Origin of the sequence: Staphylococcus sp. EG-SA-18, from assembly GCF_017151825.1 — a bacterium.
GTDB lineage: Bacteria > Bacillota > Bacilli > Staphylococcales > Staphylococcaceae > Staphylococcus > Staphylococcus aureus.
Genome location: NZ_JACYVY010000012.1, coordinates 38,290 through 55,633 on the forward strand (window position 1 = coordinate 38,290; position 17,344 = coordinate 55,633).

19 protein-coding genes are annotated in these 17,344 nt (G+C 30.8%); 2 read left to right on the plus strand and 17 right to left on the minus strand.

Going from position 1 to position 17,344, the window contains the following annotated elements; translation table 11 throughout:
• Positions 1 to 11: 11 nt before the first annotated feature.
• From hrcA to lepA, 3 genes are all read right to left on the minus strand, one after another.
• Positions 12 to 989: a heat-inducible transcriptional repressor HrcA gene (hrcA, locus tag IDG66_RS04595; protein WP_000627140.1), complete on the minus strand. Its 978-nt coding sequence runs from the start codon at positions 987 to 989 to the stop codon at positions 12 to 14.
• Positions 990 to 1,089: 100 nt separating this feature from the next.
• A complete protein-coding gene (gene hemW / locus IDG66_RS04600) occupies positions 1,090 to 2,214 on the minus strand; it encodes a radical SAM family heme chaperone HemW (protein WP_000218103.1) in 1,125 nt (374 codons plus the stop codon).
• 623 nt (positions 2,215 to 2,837) lie between these two features.
• Entirely contained in the window at positions 2,838 to 4,661 is a 1,824-nt protein-coding gene (lepA, locus tag IDG66_RS04605; protein WP_000368338.1) for a translation elongation factor 4, read from the minus strand.
• 345 nt (positions 4,662 to 5,006) lie between these two features.
• Here lepA and rpsT point away from each other — a divergent pair, with 345 nt between their 5' ends.
• Positions 5,007 to 5,258 (plus strand): 30S ribosomal protein S20, encoded by a 252-nt coding sequence (rpsT, locus tag IDG66_RS04610; RefSeq protein ID WP_001274017.1) that lies wholly within the window; start codon positions 5,007 to 5,009, stop codon positions 5,256 to 5,258.
• 44 nt (positions 5,259 to 5,302) lie between these two features.
• Here rpsT and holA read toward each other — a convergent pair whose 3' ends face one another.
• From holA to mtnN, 13 genes are all read right to left on the minus strand, one after another.
• Positions 5,303 to 6,277, minus strand: a complete 975-nt coding sequence (gene holA, locus IDG66_RS04615; protein WP_001282568.1) for a DNA polymerase III subunit delta — start codon at positions 6,275 to 6,277, stop codon at positions 5,303 to 5,305.
• A 56-nt stretch (positions 6,278 to 6,333) separates the two neighbouring features.
• The gene (locus IDG66_RS04620; protein WP_001566670.1) at positions 6,334 to 8,535 is read right to left on the minus strand and encodes a DNA internalization-related competence protein ComEC/Rec2; all 2,202 of its coding nucleotides are present in this window, start codon (positions 8,533 to 8,535) and stop codon (positions 6,334 to 6,336) included.
• A gap of 4 nt (positions 8,536 to 8,539) precedes the next feature.
• Positions 8,540 to 9,001, minus strand: coding sequence for a ComE operon protein 2 (locus tag IDG66_RS04625; RefSeq protein ID WP_000439693.1), 462 nt, complete (start codon positions 8,999 to 9,001; stop codon positions 8,540 to 8,542).
• A 91-nt stretch (positions 9,002 to 9,092) separates the two neighbouring features.
• Positions 9,093 to 9,779, minus strand: coding sequence for a ComEA family DNA-binding protein (locus tag IDG66_RS04630; RefSeq protein WP_001793467.1), 687 nt, complete (start codon positions 9,777 to 9,779; stop codon positions 9,093 to 9,095).
• Positions 9,780 to 9,818: 39 nt separating this feature from the next.
• Entirely contained in the window at positions 9,819 to 10,535 is a 717-nt protein-coding gene (locus tag IDG66_RS04635; RefSeq protein WP_000084829.1) for a class I SAM-dependent DNA methyltransferase, read from the minus strand.
• A 2-nt stretch (positions 10,536 to 10,537) separates the two neighbouring features.
• Positions 10,538 to 10,891 carry a ribosome silencing factor gene (gene rsfS, locus IDG66_RS04640; RefSeq protein ID WP_001088022.1) on the minus strand — a complete coding sequence of 118 codons (354 nt, stop codon included), beginning with the start codon at positions 10,889 to 10,891 and terminating at the stop codon, positions 10,538 to 10,540.
• A complete protein-coding gene (gene yqeK, locus IDG66_RS04645) occupies positions 10,892 to 11,476 on the minus strand; it encodes a bis(5'-nucleosyl)-tetraphosphatase (symmetrical) YqeK (RefSeq protein ID WP_001019324.1) in 585 nt (194 codons plus the stop codon). It abuts the gene before it with no gap.
• Positions 11,466 to 12,035 carry a nicotinate (nicotinamide) nucleotide adenylyltransferase gene (nadD, locus tag IDG66_RS04650; RefSeq protein ID WP_000725167.1) on the minus strand — a complete coding sequence of 190 codons (570 nt, stop codon included), beginning with the start codon at positions 12,033 to 12,035 and terminating at the stop codon, positions 11,466 to 11,468. The genes yqeK and nadD overlap by 11 nt, the downstream gene beginning before the upstream one ends.
• A gap of 2 nt (positions 12,036 to 12,037) precedes the next feature.
• On the minus strand, positions 12,038 to 12,328 hold the full coding sequence (gene yhbY / locus IDG66_RS04655) for a ribosome assembly RNA-binding protein YhbY (RefSeq protein WP_000955235.1): 291 nt from the start codon (positions 12,326 to 12,328) through the stop codon (positions 12,038 to 12,040).
• Positions 12,329 to 12,331: 3 nt separating this feature from the next.
• Positions 12,332 to 13,138 carry a shikimate dehydrogenase gene (gene aroE, locus IDG66_RS04660; RefSeq protein ID WP_000666748.1) on the minus strand — a complete coding sequence of 269 codons (807 nt, stop codon included), beginning with the start codon at positions 13,136 to 13,138 and terminating at the stop codon, positions 12,332 to 12,334.
• Positions 13,139 to 13,151: 13 nt separating this feature from the next.
• On the minus strand, positions 13,152 to 14,252 hold the full coding sequence (gene yqeH / locus IDG66_RS04665) for a ribosome biogenesis GTPase YqeH (protein ID WP_001280141.1): 1,101 nt from the start codon (positions 14,250 to 14,252) through the stop codon (positions 13,152 to 13,154).
• On the minus strand, positions 14,253 to 14,780 hold the full coding sequence (locus tag IDG66_RS04670) for a YqeG family HAD IIIA-type phosphatase (RefSeq protein ID WP_000524902.1): 528 nt from the start codon (positions 14,778 to 14,780) through the stop codon (positions 14,253 to 14,255).
• 19 nt (positions 14,781 to 14,799) lie between these two features.
• A complete protein-coding gene (mtnN, locus tag IDG66_RS04675) occupies positions 14,800 to 15,486 on the minus strand; it encodes a 5'-methylthioadenosine/S-adenosylhomocysteine nucleosidase (RefSeq protein ID WP_000579275.1) in 687 nt (228 codons plus the stop codon).
• Positions 15,487 to 15,799: 313 nt separating this feature from the next.
• Between mtnN and IDG66_RS04680 the strand changes: the two genes are divergently transcribed.
• Positions 15,800 to 16,069, plus strand: coding sequence for a hypothetical protein (locus tag IDG66_RS04680; RefSeq protein ID WP_000829750.1), 270 nt, complete (start codon positions 15,800 to 15,802; stop codon positions 16,067 to 16,069).
• 201 nt (positions 16,070 to 16,270) lie between these two features.
• Here the strand turns inward: IDG66_RS04680 and IDG66_RS04685 are convergent, their stop codons facing one another.
• Complete coding sequence (locus tag IDG66_RS04685) at positions 16,271 to 17,035, minus strand: exotoxin (RefSeq protein WP_029644402.1); 765 nt, start codon at positions 17,033 to 17,035, stop codon at positions 16,271 to 16,273.
• Positions 17,036 to 17,344 lie beyond the last annotated feature (309 nt).

Sequence of the window (17,344 nt, forward strand, 5' to 3'; positions counted from 1 at the left end):
CTAATCCATCATTACCAAATTCTATTTAATAATTGAATGACATTTTGATAATGCATAGCTGTAGGTCCAATCACAGCGATTTGACCTTTTAACGTTTCATCAAAATGATATTGACTTGTTACAATTGAAATATCACTTAAGCTGTCATCAATTTCATTACCAATTTTTACATTAATATTTGGTGAAGATATATCTTGTAATAATTCTGCAATTCTATTTGATTCTATATATTGTAGAATGGGCTGAATTGAAGATACATTACTTTCATTCAATGCATCAATAAGTTTAACCTTTCCACCCATATAAATGCTATTACTTTGATTAGAAATATGATTATTCATCGTATTTAACAATTTATTGATAAATATTTCTTCCTGCTCTGATTGAACAAAAGAGACAATATCATCTTGTAAATTCTGATTAAACTCAGTTAGTTTGTTTGTAACAAAATTTGATATTGTATTTAGTTTGTCATTATTAAACGGTATGTCTGAAGCAAGATGTACATGCTCAACATGACCTGATGAAAATACGATAACCATTATAACTAAATTAGGATTAGCACGAATCAAGTGTACATTATTGATAATATCTTGTTTATGATTAGGATGAACAACTAAAGTTGTATATTGAGATATATTTGATAATTCATCTGCAAAATATGTCAATGCTGATGATACATCATATTGATTCTCAACTAACAATTGATTTAATCGTCTTAATTTATTTGTTTTTTGATGAGATGTTTGTTCAAGTAAACGATTGACATAATACCTAAAACCTAATTGTGATGGCGAACGCCCTGAAGAACTATGTGTCTTTTCGATATAGTTTAAATCTTCAAGCTGTTTCATCTCATTTCTAATTGTAGCAGGACTAACATTCAAGTTATGTCGCTCAATTAGTGTTTTAGAACCAACGGGTTGTCCAAAATCAACATAATCCTCAACAATTGCGTTTAATATACTCAATTGCCTATCTGTAATCATGTTTTCACCTCATTAGCACTCACTTATCTCAAGTGCTAATTATAATTTATCAAATTGGTCAAAGTAAGTCAATGTTAAAGACTCGAAATTTCAATTTTTTTTAATCATTTATTAGGAAAGCTTCAAAAACCTCATTACCTATGACTTTCCCTCGCTTTGTTAGTGCAATCGCATCGTTCTTTTCTACAATTAATTCCTTCTCTTTTAAATTATTTATTGTTTGACCAAAGACACTTTCAATAGATTGGTCAAACTTCTTTTTGAACCTACTACTACTCACACCTTCATTTAAACGCAAACCAAGAAACATTTCTTCTTCCATTCTCTCAGTCAAAGAAGGTTTATTTGATACTAAAATTGCTTTACTTTCTTTATTTATAGCTTTGATATAATGATTCACTGGATTGATATTCGTATAACGCACACCATCTACATAACCACTTGCACCTGCTCCAAATCCATAATATTCCTCATTAAACCAGTAAACCTTATTATGTTCTGATTCATGGCCATCTAATGCAAAATTAGATATTTCGTATTGATGGAAAGGAGATTGTTCTATCTTAGACATCAGCAACTGATACATGTCAGCACCTAAATCCTCATTAGGAAGTTTAAGCAACCCTTTTCTATACATATTATAAAATTGGGTTTTAGGTTCAAGTATTAAGCCGTAACTCGAAATATGTTGAATATCCATATCTAAAGCTAGATCTAAACTTTGTTCAAAATCTTCAATCGTCTGTTTCGGTAAATGATACATTAAATCTAAACTGATTGATTTAATACCTGCGTTTTTAGCATTTAACACCGAAGTGTAAATATCTTCAGTATTGTGCGTTCTACCTAAAACAGACAATAACTCCGGCTTGAATGTTTGAACGCCCATTGAAATTCTGTTTACTCCATATTTTTCTAATAGTTGGACTTTCTCTTTAGTTAACTCATCAGGATTTGCTTCAAATGTATACTCGCCTGTGATTGTAAACGTATCACGTATTGCTTTAAGTAATCTTTCCAACTGATTAATAGAAAGGGCCGTTGGTGTGCCGCCACCTACATACATGGTCTTTAAGTTCCTATATTTTGCTGTAGACATTTCTGTTATTAGTGCATCTAAGTACTCATCTACAGGTTGATTCTGTATAAAATATTTATTGAAATCACAATATGTACATATTCTTACACAAAATGGAATATGTATATATGCACTTTGTACCGTCATTTTAATGCCCCGCTTCTCAGACTGTTTATCCAATCGGCTATATCCTGTTGGACTATCTGCAATTATTCTTACTTTTAACTTTAACGTTTAATCAATGGTTGTCTAATATATCGATTCATTTTGATATTTATTCTTGTTTAGAGGGAGTGAGATAGAAATAATAAAGAACCACTAATGATTTATTATGTAGTGGCTCTTACACATTAGCCAGATGTAATATGTCCATAAAAATAAAATTACATGAGTAAAACTCATGCATAAGGGAGTGGGACAGAAATGATATTTTCGCAAAATTTATTTCGTTGTCCCACCCCAACTTGCATTGTCTGTAGAAATTGGCAATCCAATTTCTCTATGTTGGGGCCCCACCCCAACTTGCATTGCCTGTAGAATTTCTTTTCGAAATTCTCTATGTTGGGGCCCCACCCCAACTTGCACATTATTGTAAGCTGACTTTTCGTCAGCTTCTATGTTGGGGCCCCATTGTTATAAGCTCATTTTTAACTCTGTCGATGGCTGCCAATATAACATTGTAAAGCCCAGGACGTTAATTTATCCTAGGCTCCCTCTTTTTAGTTATTAAACTTTATTCATTGTAAATTGTTAATAAATTTTTAAAAAACTTATTCGTCATCCATTTTCAATACAGCCAAGAAAGCATCCTGTGGAATTTCAACATTACCAACTGCTTTCATCTTAGCTTTACCTGCTTTTTGTTTTTCAAGTAATTTACGTTTACGGCTTATGTCACCGCCATAACATTTAGCTAAAACGTTTTTACCCATTGATTTAATATTTGTACGCGCTACAATTTTTTGTCCTATTGCAGCCTGTACAGGTACTTCAAATTGCTGTCTTGGAATTAACGTTTTAAGTTTTTCAACTAATGCTTTACCACGTTCATATGCAAAATCTCTATGAACTATGAAGCTTAGCGCATCCACTTTATCACCGTTTAATAAAATATCCATCTTAACTAAATTACTTTCTTTATTTTCGATGAATTCATAATCAAATGATGCATATCCTTTAGTATTAGATTTAAGTTGATCGAAGAAATCAAATACAACTTCAGCTAAAGGTAATTCATAAACAATATTTACACGAATATCATCTAAATAGTCCATATTTATAAATTGTCCACGTTTACGTTGACATAATTCCATTACTGCACCTACATAGTCATTTGGAACCATCATAGTTGCACGAACATATGGCTCAAATATTTTATCAATTTTATCACGATCTGGCATTTGTGCTGGGTTATCAACCGTCACTTCTGAACCGTCCCTTAAAATACATTGATAAATTACAGATGGTGCTGTTGCAATTAATTCAATGCCAAATTCTCTTTCAATTCTTTCTTGAATTATTTCCATGTGTAACATACCTAAGAAACCAGTTCTATAACCAAAACCTAATGCTTGTGACGATTCAGGCTCAAATTCTAATGATGCATCATTCAATTGTAATTTTTCTAATGCTTCTCTTAAATCATTATAATTTTTGTTATCTATTGGGAACAGTCCGCAATATACCATTGGATTCATTTTCTTATAACCTTGCAATGGTTCTGATGCAGGTCTACTAGCTAATGTGATGGTGTCACCAACCCTAGAATCATCAACATTTTTAATACTTGCAATAATATAACCAACATCACCAACTGTTAATTCATCAACTGGAAGCTGCTTAGGTGTATTAATTCCAACTTCTGTTACTTCGAACTCTTTACCAGTCGCCATCATTCGAATTTTATCTCCGGCTTTAACAACACCGTCTACAATTCTTATCGATGAAATTACCCCTCTATATGGATCATACTCAGAATCAAATATTAACGCTTTTAGTGGTGCTTCTGGGTCGCCATCTGGAGCTGGCACAACTTCAACTATTTTCTCTAGTATCTCTTCAATTCCAATGTTAGATTTAGCACTTGCTAAAACAACATCGTCTTGGTCTAAACCTATCATATCTTCAATTTCTTGTTTCACGCGTTCAGGTTCTGCAGCAGGTAAATCAATTTTGTTAATAACAGGCAATAACTCTAACTCATTATCTAATGCTAAATAAACATTTGCTAATGTTTGTGCTTCGATACCTTGAGCCGCATCTACTACTAAAATCGCGCCCTCACAAGCTGCCAAAGAACGTGACACTTCATATGTAAAATCGACGTGTCCAGGCGTATCGATTAAATGGAATGTATAAGTATTTCCATCTTTAGCTTCGTACTTTAAACGAACTGCGTTTAATTTGATTGTAATACCACGTTCTCTTTCTAAATCCATTGAATCTAGTAACTGATCTTGCATATCTCTTGTTTCAACTGATTTGGTATTTTCTAAAATTCTATCAGCCAATGTAGATTTTCCGTGGTCAATATGTGCTATAATCGAGAAATTCCTTATATTCTCTCTTCTTTTTAAGCGTTGCTCATTATCCATTTTATCCTTCTCACTTTCATAAAATAAACCCGTATTATCTTTCGCATCTTTGATATAATAACGTTTTTAATAGGTAAATGCAAACGCCATAATCTTGGATGAACTTTGAAATTATAACAATCTTTATTTAAATACATACTTGCGATATGTTAATATGTTAATTACGTACTTATAATTATAAAACGTATTGATTGTGTTTCCAACACAATTTATTAAATCTGCAAAATTTTAAGCTAACCCCATCAAATAAATGATTGCACAACGGTTAGACTTTTGTTAAAATATTTCTTGTTGTAATCAAATAAAATTTTGATAAGATGAACTCACTTTTAGGAGGTGACAGAAATGGCAAATATCAAATCTGCAATTAAACGTGTAAAAACAACTGAAAAAGCTGAAGCACGCAACATTTCACAAAAGAGTGCAATGCGTACAGCAGTTAAAAACGCTAAAACAGCTGTTTCAAATAACGCTGATAATAAAAATGAATTAGTAAGCTTAGCAGTTAAGTTAGTAGACAAAGCTGCTCAAAGTAATTTAATACATTCAAACAAAGCTGACCGTATTAAATCACAATTAATGACTGCAAATAAATAATCTTTTTAAATAAAAGTTCAAGCGCATGCTTGAACTTTTATTTTTTATAAAGATAGAATGAATAATTCCAGTATTAACTGTTTATCCATATATGATGATTTAAGTTTATAATCAGTTTCCGCACAAGCATCTATAATATTCAATAATTCATCAAGTTGATAATGTCTTACTTGTCCTAACGCTAATTTTACTCTGTATGGATGTACGCCTATTGTTTTAGCAATTTGCTGTCCACTATATCCTTTTTGACTCAAAATCTTACATTGATAAAATAATCGGTAATTACTTGTGATTAGTGCAAGTAATTTAATAGGTTCTTCTTTCATAGTTATTAAATCTTTTACTAAATGAATTGCTTGTTCTTTCTTTCTTTTCTGAATGTATTCAGTCAGTAAAAATACATTTTGCTCTAAACTTCTATTAATAATTTGGTTAACATCCTGCTTATTAATTGTTGGTCTATCGCCTAAAAATAAAATCAACTTTTCTATCTCTTGTGAGACAATATTAAAGTTAATACCTGTCAACTCAATAAATAAATCTAATGCATCTCTTTTGATATCTTTGAAATTCTCATTTAATTTACTTTGAATCCATTTTTTTATTTCTTCTTCAGACATTTGCTCTATTTTTTTAAGCCTTGCATGCTTTTTTAGAGTTTTAGTTAACTTTTTTCTTTCATCAAGTTTATTTTGATATATCTCAAAGACAATCAAATTTTCGCCATCATATTTTTCAATAAATTCTATTAATTGATTTACATTATGAGCCATATCTTTTGGCGCTTTTTCACCTGTAAATATATATGCATTTTTAACCAAAATTGCTTTTTTATCTGAAAAGAAAGGCAATGTTAATGTTTCTTCAACAATTGGTGCAATCTCTGTTTCGTATAAATTATATTTCACAAAGTTAAAGTCATCTCTATCACTTTTCAAAAATTGTGATATAATTTCTGCACTTTGTTTTTCAACCAATTCAGGCACATCTCCATAAATAGCTACAATATTGTCGCTCATTCATTACACCCTTTCATTCGTTTGACACATCAATAGATTATATCATGTTTCTGTATCTATAAACCACTTGCATTTCCATAAGAGTTTGAATCAACTTTTAAATTATCATCTAAGTCAATTGTAACTTGACCGTTTTGTTGACTATTGTAAATGCGACTGCGAATCCTTTGCAATCGTTTAACAACTTCTATATTAGGAAGATGATACATATTGTTCTTCCCAGAAGAAATCAAACTTATTTTAGGCTTAATCATCTCTATAAATTCTTTAGAACTACTTGTCTTGCTCCCATGATGACCTACTTTTAAAATATCAATCTCCGGCAAGTTATATTTTTTTAGTAGTAAAGATTCATTATTTTTACTAGCATCGCCCATTAATAAAACTTTTTTATTTTGATATGTAATCATAGTAATAATCGAATACTCATTTTTATCTCGGCTATTTGGAATAAAACTATCAAAAAATAGAAAACTACTATCTCCAAGTTTAAAACTACTAACTTGTCTTACATCTATAAGTTTAATGTTGTACTTATGGCTTAATTTCGATAATAACATCAATGTATTACTACTATATCCCTTATTGTATATCTCTATATGTTTAATTTTAATATGACTAATAATATATTCCACTTCACCAATATGGTCATTGTGTGGATGTGTTAAAATTAGATACTCTAATTCATTTATCCCTCTTTCATTTAGCGTTGGTAAAATATGATATTTAGAAATTGAATAACTAGGTTGTTTAGTATCATCAATCACTTTCCCACCTGTATCAATCAAGACATTTTGGTTCTTACCACCTTCATATAAAATACTGTCTCCCTGCCCCACATTTAACATTGTAATTTTGTGATGTGAATTTGTTGGAAACGTTATTAATAATGTCAGAATAATTATAGTCCAAACCGTAACCAATATATATTTACGTTTAGCCAATAACCAAAATATGTAATAAACAGAAATTATAAATATTATAAATATCCAATCATTAAACTTGGTAACAGAAAAATGTGATTGCTTGATTCTTGTGAATAGGTCTAGTAACCAGTCATGAAAATTAAAACTTAGGTCAACCAAGTAATTTAGCGGCGTTAATCCCACAATAAAATGACTTGTAATAAAGAATAAAATAGATAGCGGAAACAATATAATCGAATAGTACGGTACAAAAATCAAATTAGATAAAAATCCCACCCATTGAAGTTGATGAAAGTTTGGAATGGCAACGATAAATGAAGCTAATTGTGCAATAAACGTAATTATGAATAATGATTGTAACTTTGACAATTGCTGTAAAAAAGGAAAAAGTAGCATAATAAAAAATGAAATGATGAATGAAAATTGAAATCCAATATCATAAACAACTAGTGGATTTAAAATAAACATAATTATAAATGCAAATGCTAATAGCTGAATACCCTTTATTTTAATTTGCTTAGTAATAAGCAGTACAAGAGTTGTCATTATTATAGCTCTTACAGCACTAGGTGCATAATTTGTGTATTGAGCAAATAAAGCTAATACAATGATTGTAATTCCTTTAATGACAAATAAAGGTAAATTTAATCGTTTTAAAGGTTTGTAAATTAAGAATACAATTGCAGCTATATGCGAGCCACTAACTGCCAGCAAATGATATATACCTATCTCTTTAACACGTTCCTTAAATTGCTCATTAATTTCTTTTACGTCACCAGTAATCAATGCCATAATACGATCCGGAAACTTAATACCCGAATCATAAATTCGATTCATTATAAACTGTTTATGTTTCTCAATTAAATTAGACCGGTTCGATTCTAGGCAGCTTTGTACAACTATACTTTGTAATTTAAGAGTTACAAACTTATTGTCATTAACTTTGAATTGTCCTTTAACAATACAATTACGACTTTCAATTTTCTTTAAATCAAAATTCTTTTTATTTGTTAAAAAGAAAGGATATATTTCATTTTTTAAACTCAACCTACCTTTATATGTGTCACTACCTTGACGTTGAATTTGGATTACTTGAGCACGCTCATTAAACTGAGAATTACGTTCAATATAATTGATATAATTAAATATTGCTTGTTGTGAATAATGTAAATACCATGAGGAGAAAATGATTAAAAAGAGAGAAATAGGGGCATAAACGATTTTATTTTTACGATAAGTAATATACAAAAGTAAAATGAAAAGAAATGTAGAGAGCACTTTGCTAGAATTCCAAAGCACTCCTACAATCATTGATAACGCGACATACAGCAAAACATTAACCTTTAGTCAGATATTTAGCAACATATTCTGGTGAAAATGGAATTTTTTTAAATTCAATACCAGATTGTTTGAGTAATTTAGTTGCATATTCATGGTTATGATAATCTTCTGCATAGTAGATACGCTTTATACCTGCTTGAATAATTGACTTTGTACAATTTAGGCATGGAAAATGAGTAACATAGATTGTTGCACCTTCAGTAGATACACCTTGTTTTGCACATTGTAATAAAGCATTCATTTCTGCATGTATCGTTCTGATACAATGTCCATCTTCAATTAAACATCCTTCATCTATACAATGCACCTCGCCAGCTACAGAGCCATTATAACCACCAGCAATAATACGATTATCCTTAACAATCGTTGCACCTACAGATAATCTTTGACAAGTTGAACGTAATGCTAGCAAATGACTTTGTGCCATAAAATATTCTTCCCATTTGATTCTTTCCAAGATGTTCACCTTCCATACTTAAAATTTAGTAACATTTTCTATTAATATAAGATTAATCACAAAAAATAAAATTTGCAATTAAAATAATCCATTATATCGTGAAATAAGATTTCAGTTTATCAAAAGTTTTACTTCCAAAACCTTTTACTTTTTTCAAATCGTCAATTTCTTGAAATGCACCTTGTTGGTTGCGATATTCAACAATTGCATTAGCTTTAGCTTGCCCTACTCCAGGAACAGACATCAATTCTGATACAGATGCGGTATTTAAATTTACTTTAGTATTATTTGTGTTCCCATTTTTTACATGCACACTGTTTACTCCAATTTGTGGTTCAACATTCTTTTGTCCTTTATGAGGTATGAAAATCATTTTTTGATCTGTTAATTTTTCAGACAAATTAATTTGACTTACATCTGCATCCTCCAATAATTGTGCTTTATCAAGTAAATCAACTACTCTATCCTTAGATGTCATTTTATAAACATTAGGATGTTTAACAGCACCTTTTACATCGACATATACAGGACCCTTATTTTTGGAATTATCTCCATCTTTGACCTGGACATCTTCTACTTTGGACAAACTACTATTTTCACTAGTGCTTTGTTTCAGAGCATTATCTTTATTTTCAAAATTTCTTGAAGTATAATCATCTTGTCTCCAGAATATAAAACCAATTAATACCATAATTAAAACAACAGCACTTATAATATATAACTTCCATTGAGTTAAAAAATCTTTATAGCGTAATAAAAATTGATACAATAAAACCACTCCTCAACTTTATACACGTCTGAGCGAGTGGTTTTACTTTTATTTTTTCGCAATGAAAAACAATCTTTCTGCATCTTCATTATGTTCATCTATATTAAAATCAGTAAATGTTTCAACATGTTTAAAACCAACTTGAGCTAACCAAGACAAATATGTCTTTTCATCAAATGTTCTCTGAAAATGAGACTCATCAAATCTTGAATATGTTTCATCTTCATGTCGAATGAAAAATGTCATATCATGATAAACACTTAAAGGTAAATCTCCTTGCACAGCATCCCATGCTAAAAAAATGTCCCCTTTATCATCAATATAACTTTGATTATTAAACAAAGTCATCATTTTATAAACAGTATGTACATCAAAAATAAATACACCTGAATCAGTCAGATGATGATAAACATTGATGAATGTTTCAATCACTGCAGTTTCATCTTGCAAATAATTTAGAGAGTCACAAAAAATAGTGATGATATCAAATTGTTGTTGCAAATCAAAAGATGTCATATCTCCTTCAAGCCAATTTACATTTGCTGATTTTTGAGCTGCAACAGTCAACATATCAACACTTAAATCCATACCAGTAACATTACCTAAAGCTTCTAATTGAACTGTTAAACTACCAGTACCGCATCCAATATCTAAAATATTTGATTCATCTTTGCAGTGATTTTTTACAATTTCAAACCATTTTTCATATGGTTGATCTTGAGTCAATTGATCGTACACTAGGCTCATTTCTGCATATTGCGACATAATTAATACGCAACCTGACTATATGATTCTAATGGTGCATCTTGATATAACTTTTCAATATTATAATAATTTCTTTCGTCTTTATGGAAAACATGTACCACAACATCAGCTAAGTCAATTAATATCCAACGCGCTTCATTGTATCCTTCCATACGTTTTACTTCTATATTTTGTTCATTGGCTACTTCTTTCACCGCTCTAGCAATCGCTTGAACTTGTCGTTCATTATTTCCGTGCGTTACAACAAAATAATCTGTCATATCGCTGATACCTTTCATTTCTAAAGAAATCGTATCTTCGCCTTTTTTATTGTCAATTGCATCCACAGCAATTGCTAATAATTCTTGTGAATTCATTTAATCATCCTTTATTCTTTCGTCACTATAGTTATAATAATTTAAACAGTCAATCGTCTTATTATATACCGTAATATCTTTCTGTATTAAAAATAGTACTGTGCGTTTAGAAATTTCATAAATTGTCTTATCTAAACTACCTTGATTGTATGCCATATCTCGAATATCATCAACTCCTGGGATTGTTCTTCCAGGTTCGATGTAATCTGCAATAAAAATCAGTTTTTCAGTTTTTGTCATTTGTTGACGTCCAGTAGTATGGTATTTGATAGCCATTAATACTTCCTCATCATTGATACCATATTCATGTTCCATGATTGCTGCACACACAGGGCCATGCAATATTTCACTACCATAACTCAGTAGATCATTACCTAATTCGTATTGTCGAACAATTTGATACATTTTACCTAAATCATCATATTTACAGAAATCATGTAATACACCTGCTAATTCTACTTTACTAGTGTCTCCATCATAAATTTCTGCCAATTTAATAGCTGTTTCTGCAACTCTTAAAGAATGATTATAACGTTTCTCTGGCAGTTTCTCTTTTGCAAGCCGTTTTGCTTTTTCAATGTTCATATAATCCTTCCCCCTTAATATAGTTTTCAACGGATTTAGGAACAAGAACTTGGATAGATTTCCCTTCACTAACTCTTTGTCGAATCATTGTCGAACTTATATCTACCCTAGGTATCTGAATTGCAATCATAGCATTTTCAACATTTTGACTATTTTTGTCTCGATTTACAACTACAAAAGTAACCATTTCTTTTAAGTATTCAATTTGATACCATTTCTCTAGTTGGTTATACTGATCCGTCCCAATAACAAAGTACAACTCACTGTCTTTGTGTTGCTCCTTGAATGCCTTGATCGTGTCATAGGTATAACTCTGACCACCACGTTTAATTTCATCGTCGCAAATATCTCCAAAACCAAGCTCGTCGATAATCATCTGTATCATTGTTAATCTGTGCTGAACATCTATAAAATTATTGTGCTTTTTCAATGGAGACATAAAACTAGGTAAAAAATAAAATTCATCTGGCTGTAATTCATGAAATACTTCGCTAGCTACTATCATATGTGCAGTATGGATAGGGTTAAACTGACCGCCGTAAAGTACTATCTTTTTCATTATTATGGCAATTCAATTTCTTTATTTTCTTTAGATTCTCTATAAATCACTATCATAGATCCAATCACTTGCACTAATTCACTACGCGTAGCTTCGCTTAATGTTTCAGCTAATTCTTTTTTATCATCAAAGTTATTTTGTAGTACATGTACTTTAATCAATTCTCTGTTTTCTAACGTATCATCTATTTGTTTAATCATATTTTCGTTGATACCGCCTTTTCCAATTTGAAAAATCGGATCAATATTGTGTGCTAAACTTCTTAAGTATCTTTTTTGTTTGCCAGTAAGCATATGTTATTCTCCTTTTAATTGTTGTAAAACTGCTGTTTTCATAGAATTAATATCAGCATCTTTATTAGTCCAAATTTTAAAGCTTTCCGCACCTTGGTAAACAAACATATCTAAGCCATTATAAATATGGTTTCCCTTGCGCTCTGCTTCCTCTAAAATAGGTGTTTTATACGGTATATAAACAATATCACTCATTAAAGTATTGGGAGAAAGATGCTTTAAATTAATAATACTTTCGTTATTTCCAGCCATACCCGCTGGTGTTGTATTAATAACGATATCGAATTCAGCTAAATACTTTTCAGCATCTGCTAATGAAATTTGGTTTATATTTAAATTCCAAGATTCAAAACGAGCCATCGTTCTATTCGCAACAGTTAATTTGGGCTTTACAAATTTTGCTAATTCATAAGCAATACCTTTACTTGCACCACCTGCGCCCAAAATTAAAATGTATGCATTTTCTAAATCTGGATAAACGCTGTGCAATCCTTTAACATAACCAATACCATCTGTATTATACCCTATCCACTTGTCATCTTTTATCAAAACAGTGTTAACTGCACCTGCATTAATCGCTTGTTCATCAACATGATCTAAATACGGTATGATACGTTCTTTATGAGGAATTGTGATATTAAAGCCATCTAATTCTTTTTTCGAAATAATTTCTTTAATTAAATGAAAATCTTCAATTGGAATATTTAAAGCTTCATAAGTATCATCTAATCCTAAAGAATTAAAATTTGCTCTATGCATAACGGGCGACAAGGAATGTGAAATAGGATTTCCGATAACTGCAAATTTCATTTTTTAAATCACCTTATAAAATAGAATTTCTTAATACAACATCAACATTTTTAGGAACACGAACGATTACTTTAGCTCCTGGTCCTATAGTTATAAAGCCTAGACCAGAGATCATAACATCGCGTTTCTCTTTGCCTGTTTCAAGTCTAACAGCCTTTACCTCATTAAGATCAAAATTTTGTGGATTTCCAGGTGGCGTTAATAAATCGCCAAGTTGATTACGCCATAAATCATTGGCCTTCTCCGTTTTAGTACGATGTATATTCAAGTCATTAGAAAAGAAACAAACTAACGGACGTTTACCACCTGATACATAATCTATGCGCGCTAGACCGCCGAAGAATAATGTTTGCGCCTCATTTAATTGATATACGCGTTGTTTTATTTCTTTCTTAGGCATAATAATTTTCAATTCTTTTTCACTAACTAAATGCGTCATTTGGTGATCTTGAATAATACCTGGTGTATCATACATAAATGATGTTTCATCTAAAGGAATATCTATCATATCTAAAGTTGTTCCAGGGAATCTTGAAGTTGTTACTACATCTTTTTCACCAACACTAGCTTCAATCAGTTTATTAATCAATGTAGATTTCCCAACATTCGTTGTCCCTACAATATACACATCTTCATTTTCTCGAATATTCGCAATTGATGATAATAAGTCGTCTATGCCCCAGCCTTTTTCAGCTGAAATTAATACGACATCGTCAGCTTCCAAACCATATTTTCTTGCTGTTCGTTTTAACCATTCTTTAACTCGACGTTTATTAATTTGTTTCGGCAATAAATCCAATTTATTTGCTGCTAAAATGATTTTTTTGTTTCCGACAATACGTTTAACTGCATTAATAAATGATCCTTCAAAGTCAAATACATCCACGACATTGACGACAATACCCTTTTTATCCGCAAGTCCTGATAATAATTTTAAAAAGTCTTCACTTTCTAATCCTACATCTTGAACTTCGTTATAATTTTTCAAGCGGAAACAACGTCTGCAAATCACGTCATCACGAAACATATTATGCTCTGGTACAAAACCAGGTTTATTTTTATCTTCAGATTGAAGTGGCGCACCACAACCGATACATTTTAAAATGTCAGACAATCAATTTTCCTCCCATGTGATATAACCTTTTTTACTGAAATGACGTAATAATCGTCTTTCAATTAATCTATTAAACTTAGTAATAAAGCCATCAGTTCGTTTAACTGGAACAACCATAATTGTATATAGACCTCGACGATTACCACCAAATACATCAGTAAGCATTTGGTCACCTATAACAACAGTTTGATCTGGTCTGATATTCATCTTAGTTATTGCTTTATCAAACGCTTTCCCCATTGGCTTTCTCGCTTTAAAAATAAAATCGATGTCTAAATGCTGACTAAAACTAGCAACACGAGACTCATTATTATTAGACACGATTGTAATAGTGATTCCTTTTTCATTAGCTTCCTTAAACCATGCTTTAACACGTTCTGTAGGTTCTTTAACATCCCAACCTACTAGCGTATTATCTAAATCTGTAATAATACCTTTAACGCCTTTGTCCACTAACTTGTCTAAATCAATTTGAAATATTGATTGAACATATGAATTCGGCATAAAAAACTTGCGAACTAAACCCATTTAACTCACCTTTACCTTTTTATAATTGAGACACTAATGCTTCAACAGTTTGACTTGATGATACAGCTGCTTTTTCTAAAAATGCTTCGAAGCTCATTTCCGCTTCTCCATTTGCTAAGTCTGAAACTGCACGAACTACAACAAATGGTACATTAAATTGATAACATGTTTGTGCAATTGCAGTTGCTTCCATTTCAACCGCCATCGCATTTGGAAATGCTTTTTTAATTTTTTGACGTTGTTCAACACTACCGATAAAGCTATCACCACTTACAATTAAGCCTACTTTAGCTGTTAATTGTTGTTGTTGTACAACTTGAGATACTTTTTCTATTAAAGGTTTACTTGATTGAAATGCTACCGGCATCTGTGGTATTTGTCCATATTCATAACCAAATGCTGTTGCATCCGCATCATGATATTTTACATCATCACTTATAAGAACGTCACCTACATTTAAACTTTCATCTAAAGCTCCAGCAGAACCTGTATTAATAATGACGTCCGGTTTAAACTTATTAATTAATAATGTCGTAGAAATTGCAGCATTAACTTTTCCAATGCCGCTTTGGGTAATCACTACTTCTCTATCTTTTAAAATGCCAGTATAAAATTTAACATGTGCAACTGAAATTTCGCTTAATTGTGTTAATTTATTTTTTAATATTGTTACTTCTTCTTCCATGGCACCAATTATACCAATCATCCTTTGATTCACCTCTTTTAAAAAATCCTAGCATTTGTTATTTTATCACATTTTAATCACTACAACGACAAGTATCATGATTTTCATTACTGTATAAAACTTTTGCTTTATTTTTATAAAAAGCTCTTTCAATAACTTGGTATCATAAATAATTATTTTTGAACTCATAACAGTGAATTCGATGCTTCTAATTTGTCTATTTTTCAAAAACTAATCATATCAATTACATCAACCAATCGTGTCAAGAAACTTTATTAAATAACAGGAAAATGATATGTTTAAAATAATAATGATGAAATAAGAGGATTTTACAATGGCTGAAAATAATCAAAATAGTCTCGTAACAAAGATAGCTACATACGGCAGTTTTATTGCAATTGCGTCGTTTGTCATTTTATTTATAAGTATATTTTTAAAGTTTTCATTTAATATCGAGTTTACAGCAACAATTATGAACATATGTCGCTACACTCTAATTCTAGGATTTATACTTATGTCCTTACCTGATGTTGTTGATAAAAACATCAAGAAAATTATATTCGATGCATTTATTATCATCGTCTTTATCTTCTTTTTACTATAGTAGTTTTATTTTGTAATTACACAGTTAATCATATTTGTTTCGTATCGAATTCCTGTGTGTATTAAAGATAATTCTAATAGAAAACAGCAGTAAGACTTTTCTAAGTGTTATCATCCTTACTGCTGTTTTTATTTGTAACAGTATAATGACAGGTACTTTATATTTCACTGTCAAAGATTATTAATGATTAACTTAATTAAATTATGATTTGAATAAATAGATATCTAAATGCAATTTGTCACTATTGATAGTTTTATTATCAGCATACATTTTTAATACCTCATAACCATACTCACCATTTAAATTATAAAAATTATATTCTATATTTTGTTCATCATCATTATGATATTTAACATACCCTTTAACAATGTCGCCACCTTGTTCGTACAACTTATACTTCTCATTCAAATAATTTCTTAATTGAACATCTAATTCTTGAATGGTAACAATTTTCTTTTTCGTTTTTACTGCTGTTAATTCTATTTCTGCTTGATGTCCGTCAATCCATAAATTACAAGGTATATTCTTATAATCATCGTACTTATTATTGTCACTTAAAGTAACACCACCATAACTACATTGCGTTTTATTGGTTGCTCCCCCATGACATCCATATCCATAATTTCCAGCAAATATATCGATATCCTTATTTATAAATTTCTTTGAAAGTGCCTCATTTTCGAATTCAACTTTAAAATCTTTTTTCCAATCATCATTTACGAACATGTCATGAAATAACAAATCATGCTTCAACAGTCTATCGTTTGTGTTTTTATTTTCAAGCTGAGTTGGATTGATGAATGACATCTTAGCATTACTTAGACGCTTTGAATCAAACTTACTTTTATGATGTAAGTCTGAATATTCGATTGCACTTGCTGAATTTGTCAAAATTTCTTCTAACAATAATATTAAAATAAATCCTGTTAAATATTTAACTTCAAACTCCCCAAAACAATTATTAATTTACATTTGAGAGCGAGACATAAATGATAAACAGGCTGGAAAATAAATCAATGTTCTATGCTCTACGAAGTTATATTGGCAGTAGTTGACTGAACGAAAATGCGCTTGTAACAAGTTTTTTTCAATTCAAGTCAGGGGCCCCAACATAGAAGCTGGCGGAAAGTCAGCTTACGATAATGTGCAAGTTGGGGTGGGACGACGATAAAGAAATACTTTTTCTATAGAAATTAGTATTTCTTATGCATGAGTTTTACTCATGTATTCCTATTTTTAAGTACACATTAGCTGTGGCTAATGTGTAAGAACCAC